This is a genomic window from Faecalibacterium sp. Marseille-Q0746, from assembly GCF_017377595.1.
GTDB lineage: Bacteria > Bacillota > Clostridia > Oscillospirales > Ruminococcaceae > Faecalibacterium > Faecalibacterium duncaniae.
Genome location: NZ_JAFREI010000009.1, coordinates 51,641 through 76,286 on the forward strand (window position 1 = coordinate 51,641; position 24,646 = coordinate 76,286).

The 24,646-nt window shown below is 59.8% G+C and carries 21 protein-coding genes and 1 tRNA gene; 8 read left to right on the forward strand and 14 right to left on the reverse strand.

Going from position 1 to position 24,646, the window contains the following annotated elements; all coding sequences use genetic code 11:
- Positions 1-74: 74 nt before the first annotated feature.
- The 8 genes from J3351_RS06850 to J3351_RS06885 form a co-directional block, all read right to left on the reverse strand.
- Positions 75-356, reverse strand: a complete 282-nt coding sequence (locus J3351_RS06850; protein ID WP_035394514.1) for a helix-turn-helix domain-containing protein — start codon at positions 354-356, stop codon at positions 75-77.
- Positions 353-712, reverse strand: a complete 360-nt coding sequence (locus J3351_RS06855) for a type II toxin-antitoxin system RelE/ParE family toxin (RefSeq protein ID WP_156057749.1) — start codon at positions 710-712, stop codon at positions 353-355. The genes J3351_RS06850 and J3351_RS06855 overlap by 4 nt, the downstream gene beginning before the upstream one ends.
- Before the next feature lie 138 nt (positions 713-850).
- Positions 851-925: transfer RNA gene (locus J3351_RS06860), tRNA-Gly, on the reverse strand.
- A 52-nt stretch (positions 926-977) separates the two neighbouring features.
- Positions 978-1,319: a hypothetical protein gene (locus tag J3351_RS06865; protein WP_005933882.1), complete on the reverse strand. Its 342-nt coding sequence runs from the start codon at positions 1,317-1,319 to the stop codon at positions 978-980.
- 146 nt (positions 1,320-1,465) lie between these two features.
- Positions 1,466-1,864: a hypothetical protein gene (locus tag J3351_RS06870; RefSeq protein WP_097772275.1), complete on the reverse strand. Its 399-nt coding sequence runs from the start codon at positions 1,862-1,864 to the stop codon at positions 1,466-1,468.
- A 28-nt stretch (positions 1,865-1,892) separates the two neighbouring features.
- Positions 1,893-3,188 carry a diaminopimelate decarboxylase gene (locus tag J3351_RS06875; RefSeq protein ID WP_035394396.1) on the reverse strand — a complete coding sequence of 432 codons (1,296 nt, stop codon included), beginning with the start codon at positions 3,186-3,188 and terminating at the stop codon, positions 1,893-1,895.
- Positions 3,189-3,362: 174 nt separating this feature from the next.
- A complete protein-coding gene (locus J3351_RS06880) occupies positions 3,363-5,261 on the reverse strand; it encodes a nucleoside-diphosphate sugar epimerase/dehydratase (protein ID WP_005933885.1) in 1,899 nt (632 codons plus the stop codon).
- 117 nt (positions 5,262-5,378) lie between these two features.
- Positions 5,379-6,989, reverse strand: a complete 1,611-nt coding sequence (locus J3351_RS06885; protein WP_207697397.1) for a polysaccharide biosynthesis C-terminal domain-containing protein — start codon at positions 6,987-6,989, stop codon at positions 5,379-5,381.
- A 177-nt stretch (positions 6,990-7,166) separates the two neighbouring features.
- On the opposite strand from J3351_RS06885, the gene J3351_RS06890 reads away from it, so the two are divergent.
- From J3351_RS06890 to J3351_RS06925, 8 genes are all read left to right on the forward strand, one after another.
- Positions 7,167-8,000: an Mrp/NBP35 family ATP-binding protein gene (locus J3351_RS06890; RefSeq protein WP_154276326.1), complete on the forward strand. Its 834-nt coding sequence runs from the start codon at positions 7,167-7,169 to the stop codon at positions 7,998-8,000.
- A 111-nt stretch (positions 8,001-8,111) separates the two neighbouring features.
- Positions 8,112-8,408: a nucleotidyltransferase family protein gene (locus J3351_RS06895; protein ID WP_098922630.1), complete on the forward strand. Its 297-nt coding sequence runs from the start codon at positions 8,112-8,114 to the stop codon at positions 8,406-8,408.
- Entirely contained in the window at positions 8,405-8,749 is a 345-nt protein-coding gene (locus J3351_RS06900) for a DUF86 domain-containing protein (RefSeq protein ID WP_098922632.1), read from the forward strand. Before J3351_RS06895 ends, J3351_RS06900 begins: the two co-directional genes overlap by 4 nt.
- Positions 8,750-8,761: 12 nt before the next feature.
- A complete protein-coding gene (locus J3351_RS06905) occupies positions 8,762-9,013 on the forward strand; it encodes a DUF1653 domain-containing protein (RefSeq protein ID WP_207697398.1) in 252 nt (83 codons plus the stop codon).
- A 152-nt stretch (positions 9,014-9,165) separates the two neighbouring features.
- Entirely contained in the window at positions 9,166-10,518 is a 1,353-nt protein-coding gene (gene gdhA / locus J3351_RS06910) for an NADP-specific glutamate dehydrogenase (RefSeq protein WP_005933898.1), read from the forward strand.
- A 233-nt stretch (positions 10,519-10,751) separates the two neighbouring features.
- Positions 10,752-12,323: a hydroxylamine reductase gene (gene hcp, locus J3351_RS06915; RefSeq protein ID WP_207697399.1), complete on the forward strand. Its 1,572-nt coding sequence runs from the start codon at positions 10,752-10,754 to the stop codon at positions 12,321-12,323.
- Between the two features lie 239 nt (positions 12,324-12,562).
- Entirely contained in the window at positions 12,563-17,098 is a 4,536-nt protein-coding gene (gltB, locus tag J3351_RS06920; RefSeq protein WP_156061380.1) for a glutamate synthase large subunit, read from the forward strand.
- A 13-nt stretch (positions 17,099-17,111) separates the two neighbouring features.
- Positions 17,112-18,590, forward strand: a complete 1,479-nt coding sequence (locus J3351_RS06925; protein WP_207697400.1) for a glutamate synthase subunit beta — start codon at positions 17,112-17,114, stop codon at positions 18,588-18,590.
- Positions 18,591-18,836: 246 nt separating this feature from the next.
- Here the strand turns inward: J3351_RS06925 and J3351_RS06930 are convergent, their stop codons facing one another.
- The 6 genes from J3351_RS06930 to J3351_RS06955 form a co-directional block, all read right to left on the reverse strand.
- Positions 18,837-20,963: a right-handed parallel beta-helix repeat-containing protein gene (locus J3351_RS06930; protein WP_207697401.1), complete on the reverse strand. Its 2,127-nt coding sequence runs from the start codon at positions 20,961-20,963 to the stop codon at positions 18,837-18,839.
- A 502-nt stretch (positions 20,964-21,465) separates the two neighbouring features.
- Entirely contained in the window at positions 21,466-21,801 is a 336-nt protein-coding gene (locus J3351_RS06935; RefSeq protein ID WP_005933915.1) for a type II toxin-antitoxin system RelE/ParE family toxin, read from the reverse strand.
- On the reverse strand, positions 21,794-22,060 hold the full coding sequence (locus J3351_RS06940; RefSeq protein WP_005933918.1) for a type II toxin-antitoxin system Phd/YefM family antitoxin: 267 nt from the start codon (positions 22,058-22,060) through the stop codon (positions 21,794-21,796). The genes J3351_RS06935 and J3351_RS06940 overlap by 8 nt, the downstream gene beginning before the upstream one ends.
- A 110-nt stretch (positions 22,061-22,170) precedes the next feature.
- Positions 22,171-23,895 carry a PASTA domain-containing protein gene (locus J3351_RS06945; protein ID WP_242699339.1) on the reverse strand — a complete coding sequence of 575 codons (1,725 nt, stop codon included), beginning with the start codon at positions 23,893-23,895 and terminating at the stop codon, positions 22,171-22,173.
- Between the two features lie 134 nt (positions 23,896-24,029).
- Positions 24,030-24,308 carry a DUF4160 domain-containing protein gene (locus J3351_RS06950; RefSeq protein ID WP_117503854.1) on the reverse strand — a complete coding sequence of 93 codons (279 nt, stop codon included), beginning with the start codon at positions 24,306-24,308 and terminating at the stop codon, positions 24,030-24,032.
- The gene (locus tag J3351_RS06955) at positions 24,301-24,567 is read right to left on the reverse strand and encodes a hypothetical protein (RefSeq protein ID WP_154276333.1); all 267 of its coding nucleotides are present in this window, start codon (positions 24,565-24,567) and stop codon (positions 24,301-24,303) included. Before J3351_RS06955 ends, J3351_RS06950 begins: the two co-directional genes overlap by 8 nt.
- Positions 24,568-24,646: the final 79 nt, after the last annotated feature.

Genomic DNA, 24,646 nt, shown 5'->3' on the forward strand with positions numbered 1-24,646 from the left:
AAAGTAAACAGGAAAAGTGAACAACCTCTCCCCATCAAAAAAGCAGACAGCCCGCAGGCCATCTGCTTTGAGGTTCACTTTGCCGGAACAAATTCGATCTTGACCCGCATCCCCATACCGGCAGCCAGCCGCTGCAGGGTGCGAAGCGAAGGATTTCCGTTGCCGCGCTCCAGCTTGCTGATGTCTGTCTGGGCAATGCCGGTGCGCTCGGAAAGCTGCTGCTGGGTCAGTCCGCTTTCCTTCCGGGCGGCAAGGATCGCCTCGATCACAGCAAATTCGGGGTCAAGGGCATCCCACTCTGCCTTAAACTCAGGGTCTTTCATCTGTTCGTTGAGAAAATCATTGAAATTGGTCATTTGGAGCACTCCTTTCGGCTGAGATAATCGGCACGGTACTGCTTTGCAAGTGCGATCTCGGAAGCAGGTGTCTTCTGCGTCTTTTTGACAAAGCCGTTCGTAAGGATGATCCTTCTGCCGATCACAAAAAAGTACAGCACACGGGTAATGTCGGAGCCGAACTTGGTGCGGATCTCAAAAATGCCATCCTCCAGATGCTTGGAGTACGGCTCCCGCAGTGAAGGCCCTTCCTCCCGGAGAAGCCCGACCGTGCGCACGACCTTAGCCCGCATTTTCGCATCCAGAGCCAGAATAAACTCTTTCGCCGGTTCGGAGCCATCGGCTTTGTCATAAAATTCGATCTCGTATTCCTGCACGCCGCTGCCTCCATTAAATAGTGGTTTTATCCTATATTCAGTATAGCGGATCAGGCTGCCATTGTCAAGTGGGTTACAAAGTGGGTTACAGGCAAAACAAAAAGCGCCGATTCTGAACGAATCAGCGCCTTTTCTGCATGGAGCGGGCAATGGGAATCGAACCCACCTCCTCAGCTTGGAAGGCTGATATACTAGCCGATGTACGATGCCCGCGAATGCAGGATGAATTATACCACGTTTTGGCTCAAATGTCCAGTGCTAATTTTTAAGAACCGGACTTCATGCCCAGGTAGACGGTGCCCACGCCCGCAGCGATGTTCAGCAGGCCCATGCCGATGCCGGCCACGCTGGAGAAGTAGGTCAGGGTGGAATCAATAATGAGGTTGCCGTTGATGGTGCCTTCCGGCTCAGGGTACTTCTCGGGGTCCTTCTTCTGCAGCTGGACCGCCACACCGGCAATGTTGGAGACATTCAGGTAGGCCAGCATACTGGTGGCCAGGCCCATAACGGTGGAGCCCAGTGCCATCCAGTTGATGGACAGGCCGCCGCTGGTGTACTCCATTTCCTCTTCAGCCAGAGGAGCATAATTCTTGGGATAGTTGATCATGGTTTTGTACCTCCAAATGTGTTTCAAGAGGGGTCATCGTGGTTTCATTATAGGTTCTGCGGCTCCGGCTGTCAAGGGTCGAAACTTCAGCAGACAAAAGCAGCGCCCTCCCTTCTTCAGGGAGAGCGCCGCGTTCCGGTTCTCTCTTATTTTTTCTCAGAGCCGCTCTGCTGCTCCTGTTCCTGCTCCCTGCGCAGCTTTTTGATCCGCTTCTTCTCGCTTTCCACATGGGGCCAGGGCCAGGAGAAACCCTCGTTCTCGCGGCACCATTTGACCAGCGGATAGAACGAGAACGCCAGCCCGAACAGATACAGCAGGACGTAGAGCGCGCCGGAAAGGCTCACCAGTGCGTCCAACGCGCCGATGAGCGCCATGATCAGGCCCGCCTTCAGGAAGAACAGGCCGTTCTGGCGGCAGTATTCCGGGAAATTCTCCGCCTTGACTGCCTGACGGCCCTGGTCTCCCCACACACGGGGATTCTTCATCACCGAGTAGCCGTAAAAGACCATCATCAGGCCGCAGGTAAGCTGGAATCCAAAAAACATATCACACCTCGCGGGTTTTCAGGGGGACTCAGTCGTCGTAGCCCTCGAACAGGGGCTTCATGGCGGGCAGGAAGTCCAGCGTTGCAAAGTAGTCACGGGGGGTCTCGGCGCGGCGGATGAGGCGGTGAGAGCCGTCCTCGCAGAGCAGGACCTCGGCGCTGCGGAGCTTGCCGTTGTAGTTGTAGCCCATAGCGGAGCCGTGGGCACCGGTGTCGTGGATGTAGATCAGGTCGCCGATGTCGATCTTGGGCAGCATCCGGTCAATGGCGAACTTGTCGTTGTTCTCGCACAGGCCGCCGACCACATCGTACTTGTGGTCGCAGGGGGCGTTCTCCTTGCCCAGCACGGTGATGTGGTGGTAAGCGCCGTACATGGCGGGGCGCATCAGGTTGGCAGCGCAGGCATCCAGACCGATGTACTCCTTGTAGATGTGCTTTTCGTGGATGGCAGTTGCCACCAGTGCGCCGTAGGGGCCGGTGGTAAAGCGGCCCATCTCGGTGAAGATGGCCACATCGCCCATCCCTGCAGGCACAAGGATCTCCTCAAACTTCCGGCGCACGCCCTCGCCGATGGCCATGATGTCGTTCTCGGTCTGGTCGGGGCGGTAGGGGATGCCCACGCCGCCGGACAGGTTGATGTAGCCGATGTGGGCACCGGTGGCCTTCTGCACACGGACTGCCAGCTGGAACAGGATGCCTGCCAGCTCAGGGTAATAAGCATCGGAGATGGTGTTGGAGGCCAGGAAGGCATGGATGCCAAAGTTCTTTGCACCCTTTGCCATCAGCTTCTTGTAGCTGTCGATCATCTGCTCCTCGGTCATGCCGTACTTGGCATCGCCGGGCTTGTCCATGACCTGGAAGCCCTCCTCGCTCTCGCCCAGCTGGAAGGTCCCGCCCGGGTTGTAGCGGCAGAAGATGTTCTCGGGGATCCCGGCCACACGGTCCAGGAAGTCCACCATGGTGGCATCGTCCAGGTTGATGTATGCGCCCAGCTCATAGGCCTTCTTCATGTCCTCCACGGGGGTCTGGTTGGAGGAGAACATGATATCGCTGCCGGTAAAGCCGCAGGCCTCGCTCAGCATCAGCTCGGTCAGGGAGGAGCAGTCCACGCCGCAGCCCTCTTCCTTCAGGATCTGCAGGATGATGGGGTTGGGCAGCGCCTTGACGGCAAAATACTCCCGGAAGCCCTTGTTCCAGCTGAAGGCCTTGTTGATGCGGCGGGCGTTCTCACGGATGCCCTTTTCGTCGTAAACGTGGAACGGGGTGGGCACGTCCTGGATGATCTCCTGGGCCTGCTCTTCGGTCAGAAACGGTCTCTTTTCCATAATATACTTCCCTCTTGTTTTTATAGCGCATACGGCTTTGGAGCCGCAGTTGCGAACGTAGTTTACTCCCTCAGTCTGCTTCGCAGACAGCTCCCTCGGAGAGGGAGCCTGACCGCACGGCAAAGCCTCCCTCCCTGAGGGAGGTGGCATCGCGCCAGCGATGACGGAAGGAGTTTACACCTTTAGATTTTTCCGGGTGGGGGTAAAGGTGGGGATCATCTTTTCCAGCTGATCCACCACGCCCTCGTCGTTGTGCTGGGCGGCAGCGGCAAGATCCTGCAGCTGCTGGTAGAACACGGCCAGGTCGATGTCCCGGGGCGATGCCACAAAGATCTTGTTGTGCTCGGTGCGGCGCATCTTGCCCTGCTCCTCGTCCATCATCAGCTCCTCGTAGAGCTTCTCGCCCGGGCGCAGGCCCACGATCTTGATCTCCATATTCACGCCCGGCTCATAGCCGTAAAAGCGGATGAGCTGCTTGGCCAGATCCATGATCTTGACCGGCTCGCCCATGTCCAGCACATAGATGCTGCCGCCCTCGGCCAGCGCGCCCGCCTGCAGCACCAGCTGGGCCGCCTCGGGAATGGTCATAAAGTAGCGCTCGATGTTGGGGTCGGTCAGGGTGACGGGGCCGCCCTTCTTGATCTGCGCCTCGAACAGCGGGATCACGCTGCCGTGGCTGCCCAGCACGTTGCCAAAGCGGACCGCCACGCACTTCATGTCGGTGTTGCCCGCAAAGGTCTGGATGAGCATCTCACAGATCCGCTTGGTGCAGCCCATCACGCTGGTGGGATTGACCGCCTTGTCGGTGGAAAGCTGGACGAACCGCTCCACGTCGTGCTCGCTGGCGCTGGTGAGCAGGTTCTTGGTGCCCAGCACGTTGTTCTTCACGGCCTCGGCGGGGCTGATCTCCATCAGCGGCACATGCTTGTGGGCCGCTGCATGGAACACCACGGTGGGGTGGTAGGTCTCAAATACCTCGTCCAGCCGCTTTTTATCCCGGATGGAGCCGATCAGCACGGTCACGGGGATATCGCGGCCGTACTTCTGCTGCAGTTCCATCAGCAGCTCGTAGGCGCAGTTCTCGTAGATATCAAAGATCAGCAGCTTGCCGGGCCGGAAGCGCATCACCTGGCGGCAGAGCTCGCTGCCAATGGAGCCGCCGCCGCCCGTCACCAGCACGGTCTTGCCGGTCAGGTAGCCGGAGATCTTCTCGTTGTCCAGCGTGACCTCGTCACGGGAGAGGAAATCGGCGGTGTTCAGCTCACGGAACGCACCCTGCTGGGGGCCGTTGCTGCCCACCAGCTGGGGGTCGCTCAGGATCTGCACCGGGCAGTGGGTGGAAACGCAGAGGTCGATGACATGGTTCAGCCTGCTGCCCCGCAGGGTGGGGATGGCAATGATGATGTTGTGGATGTTGTACTGGGTGCAGAGCTGGGGGATCTGCTCCAGCGTGCCCTTGACCGGCACGCCGTGGATGGTCTGCCCCTGCTTGACCAGGTCATCGTCCACCGCCACAACGGGGTGGCCGTAGCTGCTGTTGGATTTGCAGACATTGATGGCCCAGGCACCGGCCTCGCCCGCGCCCACGATCATCACGGGGCGGTTGGGGTCCTTGTTGGGCACGCCCCGCAGCCGCTCGCCGATGGGATGGTTCAGGAAGAGCCGCCATGCCAGACGGCTGCCTCCCACCAGCAGGAAGATGAGGACAGCGGCCATGGCGTTGGCAGAATCGAACAGCACGCCGTGGACGCAGAAATGGTTCACGAAATAGACCACCCCCGTGGGCACGGCGATCATGCCGCCCAGACGGATGAGGTCACGCTCCCCGGCATACTTCCAGAGCACATGGTACAGCCCGCCCGCCAGAAAGCTGAGCAGGTAGAGCGCCACGATCCAGGGCAGATTCTGGTAGAGCAGGGCACGGTTGTGGGGCCACCAGCTGGCCTCCACCGCGCCGTCGGCCCGGAGCAGCAGGGCAAAGTAAAAGCTGAATATCACGATGGCCGCGTCCAGCAGCACCAGGATCATCCGGCGCAGCAACACCTGCGGCACAAGCTTCTTTGTTTTCTTCACAAAAATCCTCTTTTGCATCGGGGCGGGATCTGTCCGCACCCGTTTTTCCCGGCGTTGCCGGCCACAGGGGCCAAAGCCCCATGCGCCTGTTCCGCCATAATATCCATTGTATTATACTCAATTCTCCCCCCTGTGTCCAGAACAATTCCGATTCTCCGGGCTTTTCTGCCGCTCCCTGCGGGATTTTTCTGTCCGCAGGATGGCCCGCACCTCTTCGCCCAGCCCCAGCGGCCACTGCACGGCAAGGCAGACTGCCGCCATGCCAAAGCCGCCCGCGCAGAGCGCCGCCAGCCGGGTGGGCGTGCTCCCGCTGCCCAGCCACCCCGCCAGCAAAGTGCGCAGGCCCTCGCCCGCCCCCGCTGAGACCAGTGCCGCCAGCGCCGGAGCCCCCAGCCACCGCCAGAGCCTGGGCTGCAGCCCGCTGACATGCAGCAGACGGGCTGTATTCATCTGGCAGGTATAGGCACTGGACAGCAGGATCACCCACAAAAAGCCCTTCATCCCCCATCTGGGCAGGAGGAGCAGCACCCCCGCAATGCGGAGCACCGCGTCCCACAGGCTGTACCGGAACACGGCCTTCTGCTCCCCCATCCCCTTCATGGCACCGTCCACCATGCTCTCCAGATACATCAGCGGCATGGCCGGGCCCAGCACCCGCAGATAGAACCCGGCCTCCTGGCTGTGGTAGAGCAGCAGGGCCAGCGGCTCGCCCCACACCCAGAACAGCGCCCCCGCCAGCGCCGAGAAGCAGCCCGTCAGCCGGAGCATCCGGTCCAGCAGGCAGCCCAGCCGGGCGCGCTCGCCCCGGATGTGGGCCTGGGTGATCTCAGGCATCAGCAGCACCGAAAGGCTTCCCAGCAGCCCAAAGGGAAAGGTGAGCAGAGGCAGGGCCATCCCCTTCAGGCTGCCGTACTGGGCCACCGCGGCACTGCGGCCCCCGGCATCCAGCAGGCAGACCGTCAGGCAGGCGGGCACCAGCATGTTCTCCGCCGTGTGCAGGGCGCTGGCAAGGCACCGCCCGCCCTCCACCGGCCACAGAATCTCCCAGAGCCGCCGGGCAGGGTCGGCAGGCCGTCGGGCCTTTTCTGCGCCGAACGCACGCACCGCCTCCCCACGGTAAAACAGCAGCAGGATGCAGGCCGACACCGCTTCGCTCACCGCCGTGGCGGCCAGCACCGCCGTGCAGCGGGCGCTCACGTCCTGCGCGTTCCCCCATTCCAGCGCGTACCAGATGATCCCGATGCGCACGCTCTGCTCCACCAGCTGGCTCAGCACGTTGGGTTCCACCCGCCGCCGGGCGATAAAGAACCCCCGCAGCACAGCCGAGAGGGCCATCCAGGGCATCCCGAAGGCCGACACCCGCAGTGCGCCCGCCGCCCGCACATCTCCCAGCCACCACCGGGCAGCGGCCCCGGCCAGCCCGTACTGCGCCGCCATGGCCGCCGCGCCCAGCAGCAGCCCCGTGCCCGCCAGCCGCACCAGCATCCCCCGCGCCTGTGCTCGGCCCCTGGCCAGTTCCTCAGCCATCAGCCGGGTGGCCGCCACCGAGACCCCCGCCGTTGCCAGCGTGACAAAGAGCGCGTAGACCGCCAGCACCAGCTGGTACAGCCCCATCCCCTCGCCGCCCAGGGCGTTGGCCAGATAGATGCGCAGGCCCATCCCGGCCAGCCGCAGCAGGACATCCGCCCCGGTCAGGAGGGCGGCGTTTTTCAGGTAGCTCTGCCCCATGGTATTCCTCCTTCCCCCGCACAGGCGTTCGGTTCAGTGTATGCGGCCTTTCCCGGGCAATATGCACTCTTGTGAAGATGAGCGCCCCTGTGGGTTGTTTCCCACCCGTTTTTATGGTATGATATGGAATGGTCAAGACGATCTGTCTAATTAAGATAAAGGAGAAAAGGTTAGAGTATGAGCGAAGAATGTACCCATGACTGTTCCACCTGCGGGGCAGCATGTTCTTCCCGCACCGCCGCACCTGAGCACGATGCCCCCAACCCCAACAGCAGCGTGAAAAAGGTCATCGGCGTTGTTTCGGGCAAAGGCGGTGTCGGCAAGAGCATGACCAGTGCCCTGCTGGCCTGCGCCATGGCCCGCCGTGGCTACCACTGCGGCATCCTGGATGCCGACATCACCGGCCCGTCCATCCCCAAGCTGTTCGGCATCCATGGCCGTGCCATGGCCGATGAAAAGGGCTGCTGGCCTATCCAGAGCCGGATGGGCATTGATGTGATGAGCATCAACCTGCTGGTTGAGAACGAGGAGGACCCCGTTGTATGGCGCGGCCCCGTGATCGCCGGTGCGGTCAAGCAGTTCTGGACCGATGTGGTCTGGAAGGACGTGGACTTCCTGTTTGTGGACATGCCTCCGGGAACCGGCGACGTGCCCCTGACCGTGTTCCAGAGCCTGCCCGTGGACGGCATCGTGGTCGTTGCCAGCCCTCAGGAGCTGGTCAGCATGATCGTGGCCAAGGCCGTGAACATGGCTGAGATGATGAAGGTACCCATGCTGGGCATCGTGGAGAACATGAGCTACATCGTCTGCCCCGACTGCGGCAAGAAGATCAGCGTGTTCGGCGAGAGCCATGTGGATGAGGTGGCCGCAAAGCACGGCCTGCCCGTGCTGGCCAAGTGCCCCATCGACCCCCAGCTGGCTGCCTGCTCCGATGCCGGCATGATCGAGGCCTACCCCGGCCAGTACCTTGAGGGTGCCGCCGATGCCTGCGAGAAGCTGCTGAAGAAGTAAATCATGCACCTGTCCCCCGCCAGCGCCAGCCGCCTGCGGGGGATTTTTGTTTGCATTTCCGGCATTCTATGGTACAATATTGGTAGAGAATTTCCGATTGGAGGTGTCCGCATGAACACGCTTTCCCGCACTGAGATCGAGCAGGTCATCCGGGAGCTGCTGCACAAATATCACGCCGAGTACGCCCTGCTGTTCGGCTCCTATGCCCGGGGAGAAGCCACTGCCGCTTCGGATATCGATGTGATCGTGGTGGGCGGTGCCAACTTCCGGCCAAGGGACATCTTTGCTTTTGGGGAGGAGCTGCGCCAGCGCACCCAGAAGGACGTGGATGCCTTTGAGATCCGGGAGGTCAACACCGGCACTCCCTTCTATGAAAGCATCATGCGGGAGGGGGTCAAGATCGCATGAAGAGATCGGACAAGGAGCGCCTGAAAAAGATCGTTGCCACATGGGAAAGCCTGAAAGCCGAGATGCACAAGCGCGGCATTACGCCGGAGCTTCTGCTCGAGGACGAGTTTTCCCAGTGGGCCGTCACGACCCCGCTCTATAACATCGGGGAACAGGTCTACCAGCTTAGTCCGGAGTTCAAGGCCTCTTATCCGGAGCAGCCCTGGAATATGGTCGCCGGGCTGCGCCATCGGCTGGTGCATGACTACGACGGTATCAACTGGAGCATCATCGTCGAAGTCCTGTTTGAGGATATGGAGCCCTTTGTGACTGCCGTGAATGCCATTTTAGCTGGAATGTAAAGGAGAACGCAAATGCCGAATGAACTCAAGATCGGCCGGGTGTACCGGCACTTCAAAGGCGACTTTTATCTGGTAGAGGCCATTGCCAACGATTCCGAAACGGGGGAGCCTTTTGTGGTCTACCGCAAGCTCTACGGGGACGGCGGGCTCTGGCTGCGGCCCCTTGCCATGTTCCTCAGCCCCGTGGACAGGGCAAAATACCCCGATGCCGCGCAGGAATATCGCTTTGAATTACAGGAGATCCCCAGCGCCGCCGGGCACTGACGCTGTGAAGCGGATTCATTTTTATTTTGGCTTCACTGAAACATTTTCCGATTTCCTCTATTGTAAATCGCTGCACAAAGCTTTATAATGATAAAGCGCTCTGTGATAGTGGGCAGAGCGAGTGTAAATAATGGGAAAAGGAGTATTCTATTATGCTGACGAATGAATACCTGAAGCGCGTTTACGATGGCCTTGCACAGCGCAATGCCAATGAGCCTGAGTTCCTGCAGGCTGTCCGCGAGGTGCTGGAGAGCATCCAGCCCGTGGTGGAGAAGCATCCCGAGTACGAGAAGGCTGGCCTGATCGAGCGTCTGGTCGAGCCCGAGCGCATCATCACCTTCCGTGTGCCCTGGGTCGATGATCAGGGCAAGGTCCAGGTGAACCGCGGCTACCGCGTCCAGTTCAACAGCGCCATCGGCCCCTACAAGGGCGGCCTGCGCTTCCATCCCTCTGTCAACCAGGGCATCCTGAAGTTCCTGGGCTTTGAGCAGACCTTCAAGAACAGCCTGACCACCCTGCCCATGGGCGGCGGCAAGGGCGGCTCTGACTTTGACCCCCATGGCAAGAGCGACATGGAAGTCATGCGCTTCTGCCAGAGCTTTATGACCGAGCTGTACCGCCACATCGGCCAGTTCGTGGACTGCCCCGCCGGTGATATCGGTGTCGGCGGCCGCGAGGTTGGCTACATGTTCGGCCAGTACAAGCGCCTGACCAACAGCTTCCAGGGCGGTATGCTCACCGGCAAGGGCCTGACCTTCGGCGGCTCTCTGGCCCGTACCGAGGCCACCGGCTACGGCCTGTGCTACTTCACCGCCGAGGCTCTGAAGTGTATGCGCAACGACAGCTTTGAGGGCAAGACCGTGGTCATCTCTGGTTCCGGCAATGTTGCCATCTATGCCTGCCAGAAGGCTCAGTCTCTGGGCGCAAAGGTCGTTACCATGTCCGATTCCAACGGCTACGTCTACGACCCCAACGGCATTGATCTGGCTTACGTCAAGGAGCTGAAGGAAGTCCGCCGCGGCCGCATCAAGGAGTATGCCGAGACCCACGCCGGTGTAACCTATGTTGCCGACTGCTCCAAGGTCTGGACTGTCCCCTGCGACATCGCCCTGCCCTGCGCGACCCAGAACGAGATCAACAAGGAGTCCGCTGAGGCTCTGGTCAAGAACGGCTGCACCGTTGTCTGCGAGGGCGCAAACATGCCCAGCACGCCCGAGGCCATCGAGGTCTACCTGTCCAACGGTGTCCTGTACGGACCCGCAAAGGCTGCCAACGCCGGCGGTGTGGCCACCTCCGGCCTGGAGATGAGCCAGAACTCCGAGCGTCTGAGCTGGAGCTTTGAGGAAGTGGATGCCAAGCTGAAGGGCATCATGGAGGGCATCTTCCACGCTTCCTATGACGCTTCCGTTGCCGCTGGTTCCGAGGGCAACCTGATGGTCGGTGCAAACTGCGCCGGTTTCCTGAAGGTGGCCACCGCCATGATGGCACAGGGCATCACCTACTAATTGTTCCAAAGCATTTTCAAGAGCTGCGTTCGCAAGAGCGCGGCTCTTTTTGTATCTATTCGCTGGCCGCATCTCCGGGAGCTTTTCCCGGCGGGTCAACGGACATTCCATGCCCGCCCCGCAAGCGGGGCCCCACCTCGGATACTCGCCGAGAAAACGCCCCTCGTGCGGCCTGTATAAAGTCCCGCCAACCCGTCCATACTGACCACATCAAGCGAAGAGAGGGTTCTGAAATGGACGAACAGATGTTTTGTTTTCAATGCGAGCAGGCGGCGCACTGCACTGCCTGTACCGGTAAGGCCGGTGTCTGCGGCAAAAGCGCGGACACGGCAGCGGCGCAGGACCGCCTGACCGGCGCACTCATCTCCTACGCCAGCCAGCTCATCGGCGAGGGGCGGGCCCCCGCCCCGGAACAGGCACTTCTGCTGATGGAAGGGCTGTTCACCACCATCACCAACGTGAACTTCGACCCGCAGACCGTGGACCAGCTGACCGAGAGCATCCATGCGGCCTGCCCCGGCATCGGGTTCGACTACGACATGGCAAACCTCTGGCACGAGCCGGACGAGGACATCCGCAGTCTGAAATCGTTCGTCCTGTTCAGCCTGCGCGGCATGGCAGCGTACAATTACCATGCGCGGGTGCTGGGCCGCATCGACCCGGAGCTGGACCGCTTCTTCTGCGAAGCATTGCAGGCCGTTGGCAGCGAATGCTCCATCGACACCCTCTGGACACTGGTGCAGAAGACCGGCAAGGCCAGCTACCGCTGCATGGAGCTGCTGGACGCCGCTAACACCGGGGCCTTCGGCCAGCCGGAGCCGGTGGAGGTGCCGCTCGTCATCGAGAAAGGGCCGTTCATCGTCATTTCCGGCCACGACCTCTACGACATGAAGTGCCTGCTGGAGCAGACGGCGGGCAAAGGCATCCACGTCTACACCCACTCAGAAATGCTCCCCGCCCACGGCTACCCGGAGCTGAAGCAGAAGTACCCGCATCTGAAGGGCAACTTCGGCACAGCCTGGCAGAACCAGCAGCGGGAGTTTGAGGACATCCCGGCCCCGATCCTCTTCACCACCAACTGCATCATGCCCCTGCGGGAGAGCTACGCCGACCGGGTGTTCACCACCTCGGTGGTGTCCTATCCCGGCGTCCCGCACATCGGGCCAGAGCGGGATTTCTCCCCCGTCATTGCCAAAGCACTGGAACTAGGGGGCTACCCGGAAGACACCGCCATGCCCGGCATCAACGGCGGGCGCAGCGTCGTGACCGGCTTTGCGCGGAGCGCTGTGCTCTCCCACGCCAATGAGATCGTTGCGGCCGTGAAAAGCGGGCAGATCCGCCATTTCTTCCTGGTGGGCGGCTGTGACGGCACCCGGCCTTCCCGCCGCTACTACACCGAGTTCGCCAAGCTCACCCCGCCCGACACCGTGATCCTGACGCTGGCCTGCGGCAAATTCCGCCTGAACGACCTGGATCTCGGCACCGTGGCGGGCCTGCCCCGCATCCTCGATGTGGGCCAGTGCAACGACGCATACAGCGCCATTCAGATCGCGCTGGCGCTGGCCGATGCGTTCCAGTGCAGCGTCAACGACCTGCCGCTCTCGCTGGTGCTCTGCTGGTTCGAGCAGAAGGCCGTCTGCATCCTCATCGCCCTGCTGGCGCTGGGCATCCAGAACATCCGGCTCGGCCCTACCCTGCCCGCCTTCCTCTCGCCGGGCGTGGTGCGCGTTTTGCAGGAAAAGTACAATCTGATGGCCGTCACGACACCGGAGCAGGACCTGAAAGCGATTTTGGGCGAAGGATGAATCCGTTTCATCTCATCATCAAACCGCACAAGAAGTTCAGGCTTTGGTGTACTAAAGTTTGTTGCACCTCCCACTTGAACAATCTTCACGAATCATTATAATAAAGCTAACGGAACAAAGGCGTTCCAGAAGGGTGAAGTCTACCCTTCTGGGGCGCTTTTTTTGTTTTCTGTGCAAGATTGGCTGCGGATCGTGCCGCGGCCCAGAGGATATTTTGAGAGATAAGGATGGGAAAGGCAATGGATCAATTTACGGAAAACGCCACGCCTCTTGGCCTGTATGACCCTCAGTTCGAACACGATGCCTGCGGCATCGGCGCTGTGGTGGACATCAAGGGCCGCAAGAGCCATCAGACGGTCAGCGATGCCCTGAGCATCGTGGAGCGTCTGGAGCACCGCGCCGGTAAGGATGCCGAGGGCAAGACCGGCGACGGCGTGGGCATCATGCTGCAGATCAGCCACAAGTTCTTCTCCAAGGTGGCCGACGAGCTGAATATCAGCCTGGGCAACGAGCGGGAATACGGTGTCGGCATGTTCTTCTTCCCCCAGAACGAGCACCTGCGGGCACAGGCCATGAAGCTGTTTGAGCTGGTCACCCGCAAGGAGGGGCTTGAGTTTCTGGCATGGCGCAGGGTGCCGGTAGACCCCGATGCCGTGGGCCAGAAGGCCCGGGACTGCATGCCCTCCATCTGGCAGTGCTTCATCAAAAAGCCTGCCCGTGTGAGCAAGGGCATTGATTTTGACCGCAGGCTCTACATCATCCGCCGGGTGTTCGAGCAGGCCAGCAACGGCACCTATGTGCCCAGCCTGTCCAGCCGCACCATCGTCTACAAGGGCATGTTCCTGGTGCACGATCTGCGCCTGTTCTACCTTGACCTGCAGGACGAGGATTACGAATCCGCCATCGGCATGGTGCACAGCCGCTTCTCCACCAACACCAACCCCAGCTGGATGCGTGCCCACCCCAACCGGTTCATCCTGCACAACGGCGAGATCAACACCATCAAGGGCAACACCGATGCCATGCTGGCCCGTGAGGAGAGCATCGAGAGCCCCATCCTGCAGGACGACATGAACAAGATCCTGCCCATCATCAACACCTCCGGCTCGGACTCCGCCATGCTGGACAACGCGCTGGAGTTCATGGTGATGAACGGCATGGATCTGCCCCTGGCGGTGATGATCACCATCCCCGAGCCCTGGGAGAACAACAAGAACATCAGCCAGAAAAAGCGCGATTTCTACCAGTATTACGCCACCATGCTGGAGCCCTGGGACGGCCCCGCCGCCATCCTCTTCTCCGACGGCGACGTGGTGGGCGCGGTGCTGGACCGCAACGGTCTGCGCCCCAGCCGCTACTATATCACCAAGGATGGCCGGATGATCCTGTCCTCTGAGGTGGGCGTGCTGCCCTGCGCACCCGACAACATCCTGATGAAAGACCGCCTGCGCCCCGGCAAGATGCTGCTGGTGGATACCGTCAAGGGCGAGGTCGTGGATGACGAGAAGCTGAAGGAATACTACGCCAGCCGCGAGCCCTACGGCGAGTGGATCGACCGGAATCTGGTCCGGCTGAAGGACCTGAAGATCCCCAACATCAAGGTCCCCAGCTACACCGGCGAGGAGCTGACCCGCCTGCAGAAGGTCTTTGGCTACAAATACGAGGAGATCAAGGAGCTGATCCTGCCCATGGCCCGGGCCGGTGCCGAGCCTTCCGGGGCCATGGGCACCGACACCCCGCTGGCTGTCCTGAGCGACCAGCATCCCCCGCTGTTCAACTACTTCAAGCAGCGGTTCGCACAGGTCACCAACCCGCCCATCGATGCCATCCGTGAGAAGGTGGTCACCTCCACCAGCGTCTATGTGGGTGCCCACGGCAACCTGCTGGAGGACAAGCCCGAGAACTGCAAGGTGCTCAAGGTGCAGAACCCCATCCTGACCAGCACGGATCTGCTCAAGATCAAGCACATGAACGTGCCCGGCTTCAAGACCGCCACGGTGTCCATCAATTACTATAAGAACACCAGCCTGGAAAAGGCCATCGACCGCGTGTTCCTGGAGGTGGACCGTGCCTACAAGGACGGTGCCAACATCATCATCCTCTCTGACCGCGACATCGACGAGTACCACGTCTCCATCCCCAGCCTGCTGGCTGTTTCTGCCGTGTCCCAGTACCTCATCCGCACCAAGAAGAGCACGGCCATGGCCCTCATCCTTGAGAGCGCCGAGCCCCACGAGGTGCACCACTTTGCCACCCTGCTGGGCTACGGTGCCTGCGCCGTCAACCCCTATCTGGCCCACGATACCATTGCCCAGCTCATCGACGAGGGTCTGCTGGACAAGGATTACTACGCCGCCGTGGATGACTACAACAAGGCTGTGCTGAACGGCATCGTGAAGATCGCCTCCAAGATGGGCATCTCCACCATCCAGAGCTACCAGAGCAGCCAGATCTTTGAGGCGGTCGGCATCTCCAAGGATGTCATCGACAAGTACTTCACCGGCACGGTCAGCCGTGTGGGCGGCATCGGCCTGGAGGACATTCAGGCGGATGTGGAAGCTGCCCACAACGCCGCCTTTGACCCGCTGGGTCTGGACATCAACATGGAGCTGGCCGACGGCGGTGCCCACAAGTTCCGCAGCGGCAAGGAAGAGCACCTCTTCACCCCGCAGACCATCCATCTGTTCCAGAAAGCCTGCTTCACGGGCGACTACAAGGCCTTCAAAGACTTCACCCGCACCGTGGACAACATGGGTGCCGAGGGCATGCACCTGCGCAGCCTGCTGGACTTCAGCTATGACCCCAACGGCGGCATCCCCCTTGAGGAGGTGGAGCCTGTCAGCTCCATCGTCAAGCGGTTCAAAGCCGCTGCCATGAGCTACGGTGCCCTGAGCAGCGAGGCCCACGAGACCATCGCCATCGCCCTGAATCGTCTGGGCGGCCGGAGCAACACCGGCGAGGGCGGTGAGCCCGAGGAGCGCTACCAGAGCGAGAGCAATTCCAAAATCAAGCAGGTAGCCTCGGCCCGCTTCGGCGTGACCAGCAAATATCTGGTCTCCGCCGAAGAGATCCAGATCAAGCTGGCACAGGGCGCAAAGCCCGGCGAGGGCGGCAACCTGCCCGGTGCCAAGGTCTACCCCTGGATCGCCAAGACCCGCCACAGCACCACCGGCGTGGGCCTGATCTCTCCCCCACCCCACCACGACATCTACTCCATCGAGGATCTGGCCGAGCTGATCTATGACCTGAAGAACGCCAACCGCCACGCCAACATCAACGTGAAGCTGGTCAGCGAGGCCGGTGTCGGCACCATTGCCGCCGGTGTTGCCAAGGGCGGCGCGCAGGTCATCCTCGTCTCCGGTTACGACGGCGGCACCGGTGCAGCCCCCCGCACCTCCATCAAGAATGCGGGCCTGCCCTGGGAGCTGGGCATCGCCGAGACCCACCAGACCCTGATCCTGAACGGCCTGCGCAGCCGCGTCCGCATTGAGAGCGACTCCAAGCTGCTCTCCGGCCGCGATGTTGCCATCAGCTGTATGCTGGGCGCTGAGGAGTTCGGCTTCGGCACCTCCCTGCTGATGTGCGAAGGCTGCGTGATGATGCGTGTCTGCAACCTGGACACCTGCCCCATGGGCATCTGCACCCAGAACCCCGAGCTGCGCAAGCGGTTCAAGGGCAAGCCCGAGTATATCATCAACTACCTGACCTTTGTGGCGCAGGAGCTGCGGGAGTACATGGCCAAGCTGGGCGTGCGCACCATCGACGAGCTGGTGGGCCGCACCGACCTGCTCCATGTCAAGCCTAGTGCTGCCGGCAGCCGTGCCGCCAAGATGAATCTGGACTGCATCCTGCACAACCCGGCCATTGCAAACAGCAACGTCCACTTTGTGCCTGCCGACACCTATGACTTCCACCTTGAGAACACCCTCGACATGAAGGTGCTGATGAAGAAGTTCAAGCTGGGCAGCAAGGCACCCCAGAGCGTCCGGCTGGAGGTCTCCAACACCGACCGCGCCCTGGGTGCCATCTTTGGCAGCGAGATCACCCGCAAGTACGGCAGCTCCCTGCCAGACGATGTCTACACCGCCGAGTGCATCGGCGCAGGCGGCCAGAGCTTTGGCGCGTTCATCCCCAAGGGCCTGACCCTCAGCCTGACCGGCGACTGCAACGACTACATGGGCAAGGGCCTGTCCGGCGGCAAGATCATCGTCCGCCCGCCCGAGGGCATCGGCTACAAGCCCGAGGAAAACATCATCACCGGCAATGTGGCCCTTTACGGTGCCACCAGCGGCAAGGCCTTCGTCTCCGGCGTGGCCGGTGAGCGCTTCTGCGTCCGCAACAGCGGCGCGACCGCCGTTGTCGAGGGCGTGGGCGACCACGGCTGTGAGTACATGACCGGCGGCACTGTCGTGGTCCTGGGCCAGACCGGCAAGAACTTCGCAGCCGGCATGACCGGCGGCGTGGCCTACGTTCTGGACGAGAACTGGGATTTCTACCAGCGGGTCAACAAGGAGACCGTGAGCCTGGAGCCTGTGGAGCACAAGTACGATGTTGCCGCCCTGAAGGAGCTCATCCGTGAGCATGTAGAAGCCACCGGCTCCCCCCGCGGCAAGGAGATCCTGGACAACTTCAGCGAGTACCTGCCCAAGTTCAAGAAAGTCCTCCCCTACGATTACGACCGGATGCTCCGGGTCATCGCTTCCATGGAGGAGCGCGGCCTGGACGGCGAACAGGCACAGATCGAAGCATTCTACGCTGTGCAGAAGAAGAAGTAAGGAGGGCTGGATCATGGGCAAGATCACTGGATTTATGGATTACACGCGCAAGACCAGCACGGATGTCCCGCCGCTGGAGCGCATTGAAAATTTCAACGAGTTTCACGTCTGGCTCTCCCGCGAGGAGCAGCAGACCCAGGCCGCCCGCTGCATGGACTGCGGCGTGCCCTTCTGCCAGGCCGGCATGATGATCGGCGGCATGGCATCGGGCTGTCCGCTGAATAACCTGATCCCCGAGTGGAACGACCTGGTCTATCAGGGCAAGTGGGAGCTGGCGCTCCACCGCCTGCGCGCCACCAACCGCTTCCCGGAGTTCACCAGCCGGGTCTGCCCCGCCCTGTGCGAGGCCGCCTGCACCTGCGGTGATGTGACCGGCAGCAGCGTGACCGTGCGCGAGAACGAGCACGCCATCGTGGAAACAGGCTACGCCAAGGGCTGGCTCCACGCCGCCCCTCCCCCGGCCCGCACCGGCAAGAGCGTGGCCGTCATCGGCAGCGGCCCGGCCGGTCTTTCGGTGGCCGAGTACCTGAACATCCGGGGCCACGCCGTCACCGTGTTTGAGCGCGCCGACCGCGTGGGCGGCCTGCTGATGTACGGCATCCCCAACATGAAGCTGGACAAAGCCGTCATCGAGCGCCGCATCAGGATCATGCAGGCCGAGGGCGTGGAGTTCCGCACCAGCATGGATGTGGGCGGTGCCGTGGATGCCGAGAGCATCCTGAACAGCTACGATGCCGTGGTGCTCTGCTGCGGTGCCAAACAGGCCCGTGACCTGAACGTTCCGGGCCGGGATGCCAACGGCGTGCACTTTGCCGTGGATTACCTCACTAGCGTGACAAAGAGCCTGCTGGACAGCAAATTTGCCGACGGCAGGGCCATTGATGCCAAGGGCAAGAACGTTCTGGTCATCGGCGGCGGCGACACCGGCAACGACTGCCAGGGCACGGCCCTGCGGCAGGGCTGCACTGATCTGGTGGCGCTGGAAATGATGCCGCAGCCCCCCAGGGAGCGTGCCGCCAGCAACCCCTGGCCTGAGTGGCCCCGGGTGCTCAAGGTGGACTACGGCCAGACCGAGTGCATGGCAAAGTTCGGCAAGGACCCCCGTGTCTACCAGACCACGGTCAAAGAATTCCTCAAGGACGATGCAGGCAACCTGACCGCTGCCGTCATCTCCTACCTCAAACCCGAGCGTGACCCCGAGACCGGCCGCACCAACATGGTGCCCACCGGCGAGGAGTTCACCTACAACTGCGAGCTGGCCTTCATTGCCGCCGGTTTCGTGGGCTGTGAGAGCTATGTGGCCGATGCCTTCGGTGTCAGCCTGACCGGCCGCGGCTGTGTGGACACCGACCACTTCCGCACCAATGTGGACAAGGTGTTCGCCTGCGGCGATATGCGCCGGGGCCAGAGCCTTGTGGTCTGGGGCCTGCGCGAGGGCCGCGACTGCGCCGCCGAGGTAGACCGCTACCTCATGGGCTACACCAACCTGTAAGCCCGCATCCCGGCCATTACTGAACCATTCTCTTTCCTATCCTAAACAAGCAGAAAGCCCCATCGGTATTTTTCGTACCGATGGGGCTTTCTGCGTTATTTTCTTGGGTTTTCTCTCTTCGTGAAGGGGAGCGGGCGAACCCTCTCCGGGCAGTTGCCTTGCCCTCTCAGTCAAAGCCTAACAGCTTTGCCAACTCCCCTAGTAGGGGAGCTGTCGCCGCAGGCGACTGAGAGGTTGTACGAAGGATCACTTCATCTCTTTCACCCTATTCCACCCCCGGATCACTTCCCACCGACCCACAGAAGCGTCTGCGGGCTTATCGGCGGAGATGAGCTGGCTTTCAACAGCCCAAGTCAGAGCCTTCTGCTCGTCGGTGGCATCCTCAGCCATCACAGCGGCAGGGGCGGGTTTGCCAGCTTCGGTCCAGAGGAGTTTTGCCAGTTCGGTGGTGTTCTGGGGGATAGCTGCACCGGCAGGCAGGACAGTGTTCAGGTACAGTTCCGTGCCGATCATGTAACCGGTATAACCCAGCACAGCCGTACCGGCACCGGCAACACCGATCATGGCAGCGGTACCCAGCACGCCGGGACCTTCGCTTTCAATGGTGGCATCCTGCGTCATGGCCTCGATGGTCACAGCCTGTGCAGGCATCTTGAAGGTCAGGGGGTTCTCCTTGACGTTCACATCCAGCTTCGCATCACTGTTAATGCTCCACAGGTCAAACACAATCGCATCGGTGGGGGCGGTGTATTTCACCGTCACTTCGGCATTTTCGGGAACTTTAGCCGTCAGGGTGCCATCCTCGGCCTTGGTAAATTCCACTGCCTTGCCGTCAGCATCCTTCACGGTCACTTCGGCGTTCTTGACGGTCAGGTCGTACCGCTTGACAACAGGAGCAACCGGTTCGGTATCTTCCTTCTTGTCATTGTCCTTGTTGGTGTCATCCGGCTTGTTGTCGCCCGGCTTCGGGGGCAGGGTGCCGCCGTTGTTGGTCAGCTTGCTTTCGTCAAACTTGCCGCCGGAGATCACACCGGCTTTCTCATTGGTCACAGCACCGGTAAAGTTGCCGTTGCCAATGGTTCCGTTGTTTGTCACCTTGCCGGAAAACGTACCATCGTTAATTGCGCCATTATTGGTCACTTCGCCGGAAAACGTACCATTCTCAATTTTACCATCGCTCTCGTTTGTCACGCCTCCAGAGAATTGGGTCGCCTTTTCTCCGGTCGTTGTGATTGTGCCCTTATTGGTCACTTCACCAGTTACGGTACCGCCGTTGGCGTTCAGGGTTCCGTCGTTTTCAATGGGAATGTTCAGGGTACCACCCGTACCACTGTCAATCAATGTCAGATTACCATAATTGATGATTTTCTTTTCGGCGTTTTCTCCAGCAACCTGCTTGCCCGTCAGATCAACAGTAACTGTAACGCCTTCGGGGATGGTCAATGTATTAGTCATGGCGTTCGGTGCCACATAGCTCAGGAATTTGAGCTGAGCATTCCCATGCGCTTTGTCTTGAATCGCTCTTAAGGTTGATTCATCCGGCCAACTGTAGTCAATCAGTTTGACATACGCCTCATATTCTACCTCATTGCGTACACCAGCAGTGGAAGCATCTTCAATTCTTTTGAATTTTCCGCTTTTAATCTCTCCCGCAGACTCATTTACGACTGTTCCGGTAAACTCAGCACTCCCCTCTCCGGTAATCGTGCCAAAGTTTCGGATTTTTCCGCTGACCGTAGCATTATCTACATGCAGCTGAACACCCTTATGAATGACCATATCATAGCTTTCACTGTTTGTAATGGTGCCGCCATTCAGTAAGATCTCTGTATTGCTACGAGCGGAAGTCCATAAACCATATCCTTTGTTGTTGTCGATGGTTCCTCCACTCATTGTGAACTTGGACGTTCCACTCGAAGCAATCGAAACACCATCATTGCTGCAATTTTTGATTTCAGCCGAGTCGCTCATGATAAAAGTACAGGTGTTCCCAGAGTCAGGATACATTTTTACGCCTGCACCTTCTGGTGCTGTACAATTTTCAATTGCGCCTCCGGTCATGTTGAAGGTGCCATCTCTCATGTACACACCGCCACCGCTTATGCTTGCGGTAAAGCCCTGAATGGTGCCGCCACTGATCGTCAGGGCACTGCCGGAGCCTTCCATATAGATTGCTCCGCCGTGACCTGTTACCGTACCATTGCCCTGAATGATACCTTTGCCCACACTATCCTTGATTTCCAGCGTGCCGCCATTCGAGATGTTAAACGCTCTCTGGTTATTTGCCGCTGTAATGGTGTGACCGTTCAGATCAATGCTCAGTTTTTTATTATTGATAGAGAGAGTGCCTGTTAACGCAATATCGCCGCTCAACTGGACATTTCCGCCGTCTCTAGCAGCATCTCTCAGCCCCGTCAAATCTGAAACCAGTGTAGCTGTACCGCTCGAAGTGCCGCCCGTTGCGTCCGACAGCGTTATCGCATCATCTCCCGGGGTTGTACCCCCCCTACTGTTGCCAGAGCGGGTGCAGGCATCATGCTGACTGCCATACTGACTGCCAGTGCCATACTAATCAATCGTTTTTTCATCTGCAAAAGCCCCCTTATAAAAATATGTTCCGCAGATCTGCCCCGGCAGGAAAGCCGGACACATCCGTTGCTTTTTTGTCCACGGTGGGCAAATCATCGGCATCATTATAACAAATTTTGGAGCATTTGGCAATGTTTTAAGGCAAATTGTCGAATATCCGGTAAAATGGCCTTTCAGCCTGCATTTCGTCCCGAGGAAGGCGGTGATTCTGTCAAGCCACTTGCAAATGACAAACCCACACAGAAACAGCAACAGCGGCCTGCCCTCTCCGGCAGGCCGCTTTGCGTCAATCTTCTCTCTTCAATTCTTCTTGCAGCAGCCGTTTGAACAAAACCGGGTAATTACTTGCACCATGCACGATATGGTAGACGAACACAGTATCCACAATCAGCCGATAGACGCAGAGATACTGCCCGGCGATCACATAGCGATAGCCGCTTTTCAGCAGTTCGGCATCTCTTGGAAGCGAACCCGACAGCGGGAAACGTTCCAACCGCGAAAGAGAATCCAAGATTCGATCCGTGATTTTTCGGGCAGAATTCGGCCCTACCAGATTCATGTGAAGCTCTGCGATTGCTTCCAGTTCCCGCTGTGCCGACTCCAGAATTTCGATCTTAGCCACGACGATAGATCTCCTCCAGCCGTTTTCTGGAATCCTCCAGTGTGTAAGCCGGAGCACCAGCAAGCCTTCCCTGTTCCGCTGCTTCCAGCTTTGCCCGGAGTTTCAACGCCTCTTCCCGCTGTTCAAATGCTTCAATGCTCATTACAACAAGGTCGCCCTCTCCATTCTTTGTAATGTAGATCGGCTCACCCGCTCCGTGCGCCAGATTTGAAATGGAACCGTAGTCATTGCGAAGCGCTGTAGACGACTTGATGATCATAGTGCACACCCCCATAAATGATTCTAATATAATTCTATCAGAATCATTCATTTTCTTCAAGCGTTCTCATCAAAAAAGCGGCCTGCCCTCTCCGGCAGGCCGCTTTGCGTTCAATCCGTATCGTATTCGGTACCGGCCCCACCGGTCGGCGGCTCCGTCTGCGCGGCAGACGGTGTGGCACCGGCAGAAGGGGTCGTGGTCTCGGGCGGGGTGGCGGGCACCTCGGCCTCGACCTCTGCCGCCATATAGACGATGATGGTCGAGCCGACCTCCACCATGGCACCGGGCTCCTCGCTGCAATAGGCCACACAGCCCGAGACATAGGAGCCATCGTTATAGATGGGATAAAAGCTCGCATTCAGCCCCACCTGCGCCAGCTGCTGCTCCGCGCCATCCCGGGTAAAGCCTGCCACGTTGGGCATCTCCACCATCTGCGGGCCGCGGCTGACCACCAGATCGATGGTGCTGCCCTTTTCGATGACCTCTCCGGCTTCGGGGGTCTGACGGATGATCTTGCCCTTTTCCACGGTATCACTGTATTCCATGGTCACATAGAACAGGTAATCCCCGGCATAGCTGTTGTTGTTGCGCACCTGCGAATCGTAGTCCATCCCCACAAAGTCAGGGGCCAGATTCACCGGCTCTGTCACCAGTGAGCTGGCCGGTTCGGAGGCCGGGGTGGATTCCGCAGGCTTTGCGGTGTGCAGCCCCTGATTTACCAGTCCCCACACGATGAGCAATGTCAGGATGGCCAGCAGGATCAGGATGGCCGCCAGCAGGTTGCGCAGGCTGAGGATATGCTTTTTCCGCTCCTCTTCCTCGGTGGACTGAGGGCGCGGCGCGGCCTGCTGCAGAGTCTGGGTGAGCTCCATGGTATACTCCTGGCTGCTCAGTGCCCGGAACAGCTGGGGCACGGTCTGGATGCGCTCGGCAGGCCTGAGCTGCAAGCCCATCCAGAGCACATCCGAAACATACTCCGGCACCGCCCGTTCCAGCGTGCGGGCGCGGGGGTTGGAGTCCGACACCAGACGCTGTGCCGCAGGAACAGGGCTCTGCCCGCAGACCATCCGGTAGACCACGGCGGCAAGGCTGTATTCGTCGGTGTAACGGCCCTCGAATTCGGTGGTGGAATACTGCTCCGGTGCCGAGTAGCCCTCGTACAGCTGCTCGTGCAGGCCGCTGCCTGCCGTGCGCAGCCCCACGGTGGCGTAGCCCGTCAGGCGTGCCCGGCCGTTTTCCAGCACCCGGATATTTTCCGGGCAGATGCCCCGGTGCACCAACCCTACCTGATGCATGGCCGCCACGCCGTCAAACACAGGCTGCAGCATATTGCGGGCCGTCTCGGCCGAAACCGGGCTGGGACGCTCATCCAGCCACTGCTGCAGCGGGATGCCGCCGGGGTTTTCCATCACGGCGTAGACGGTGTTGTTCTCCTCGAACACGTCCAGCACAGCCTCCAGACCGTTTGCGGGGGTGATGCGCTGGATGGAGCGGTAGAGATCGGCAAAGTCCATCCGGGTGGTCTTGAACAGCACCTCGCTGCCCAGCTTGGGCCGGAGCAGCGCATCCGTGCCCCGCTCCGCTGACAGCGTCAGGGGCATATACTCCTTGATGGTCACCCGGAACCGCCCGACGTTCTCCACGCCCCGGTACAGGATGCCCTCGCCGTCGATGCTCTGCATCTCGCCCACGGTATACCGCCCGGCCAGCAGCGTGCCCACTGGCAGGCTGCCCGCCGGGTTGCGCCCGGCCAGTACCCCGCCGCAGTGCGGGCAAACCGACACCCGGCTCTCCAGCTCGCCCATGCAGTACGGGCAGATGCGTTTTGCTTCCATGTGCGCCACCTCGTTTCTTCGTGGTCTGTTTCAAATTATTGTACCATATTTGCCCCCGCCGCGCAATCCGCAAAGCAAAAAAGCGCCGCCCTCTGAGTTTTTTCACAGGGGGCAGCGCTCAATTCGCACCAATATCAGCAGTAGAACTTCGATTCACCAAACACATCATTCCACTGTGCCACAATGTAGCTTGAACGGCTTTCCAGAACATCTACAATTGCGCTCAACGTTCTGGCAGGAATCTTCGAGTTATTGTTGGCCACGATACAGCCTCCCGCTTCCGTAATCCAGATCTTTGTTGCACTGGCATTCGGAACACCCTTTGCAACATGGACATGAACCGGTTCCAGCGGTGCACCTTCATTGCTCCAGAAGAAAATCACATAACCAAACAGCCGGAACAGACTAGGCACTTTCGATCCCCCCCTCATGCGAGAAGCGGATCAGAAGATGTGCCGTTGATTTGACCAACTCTTTCAGGCTCGCCATCTCCATTTCAGAATAGCCATTATTGGTCCACAAATACCCCGGCAGAATACAGGTCGCCGACTTAAAGCCATTTTCTACAGGTGTTTCAATCTGTACCTTTACCTGCTCCTGATTACCATTCTGAATTGGCGAGGAATAAACGATTTCCGTCCCATCATTCAAGGTCATAAAAGGATAAAGCATCCAAACACCCTCTTTCCTAAAAGAAGTATACCATGAAATCCAGAAAGTTTCAATTATCGATAAATATCATCGCCGAGGC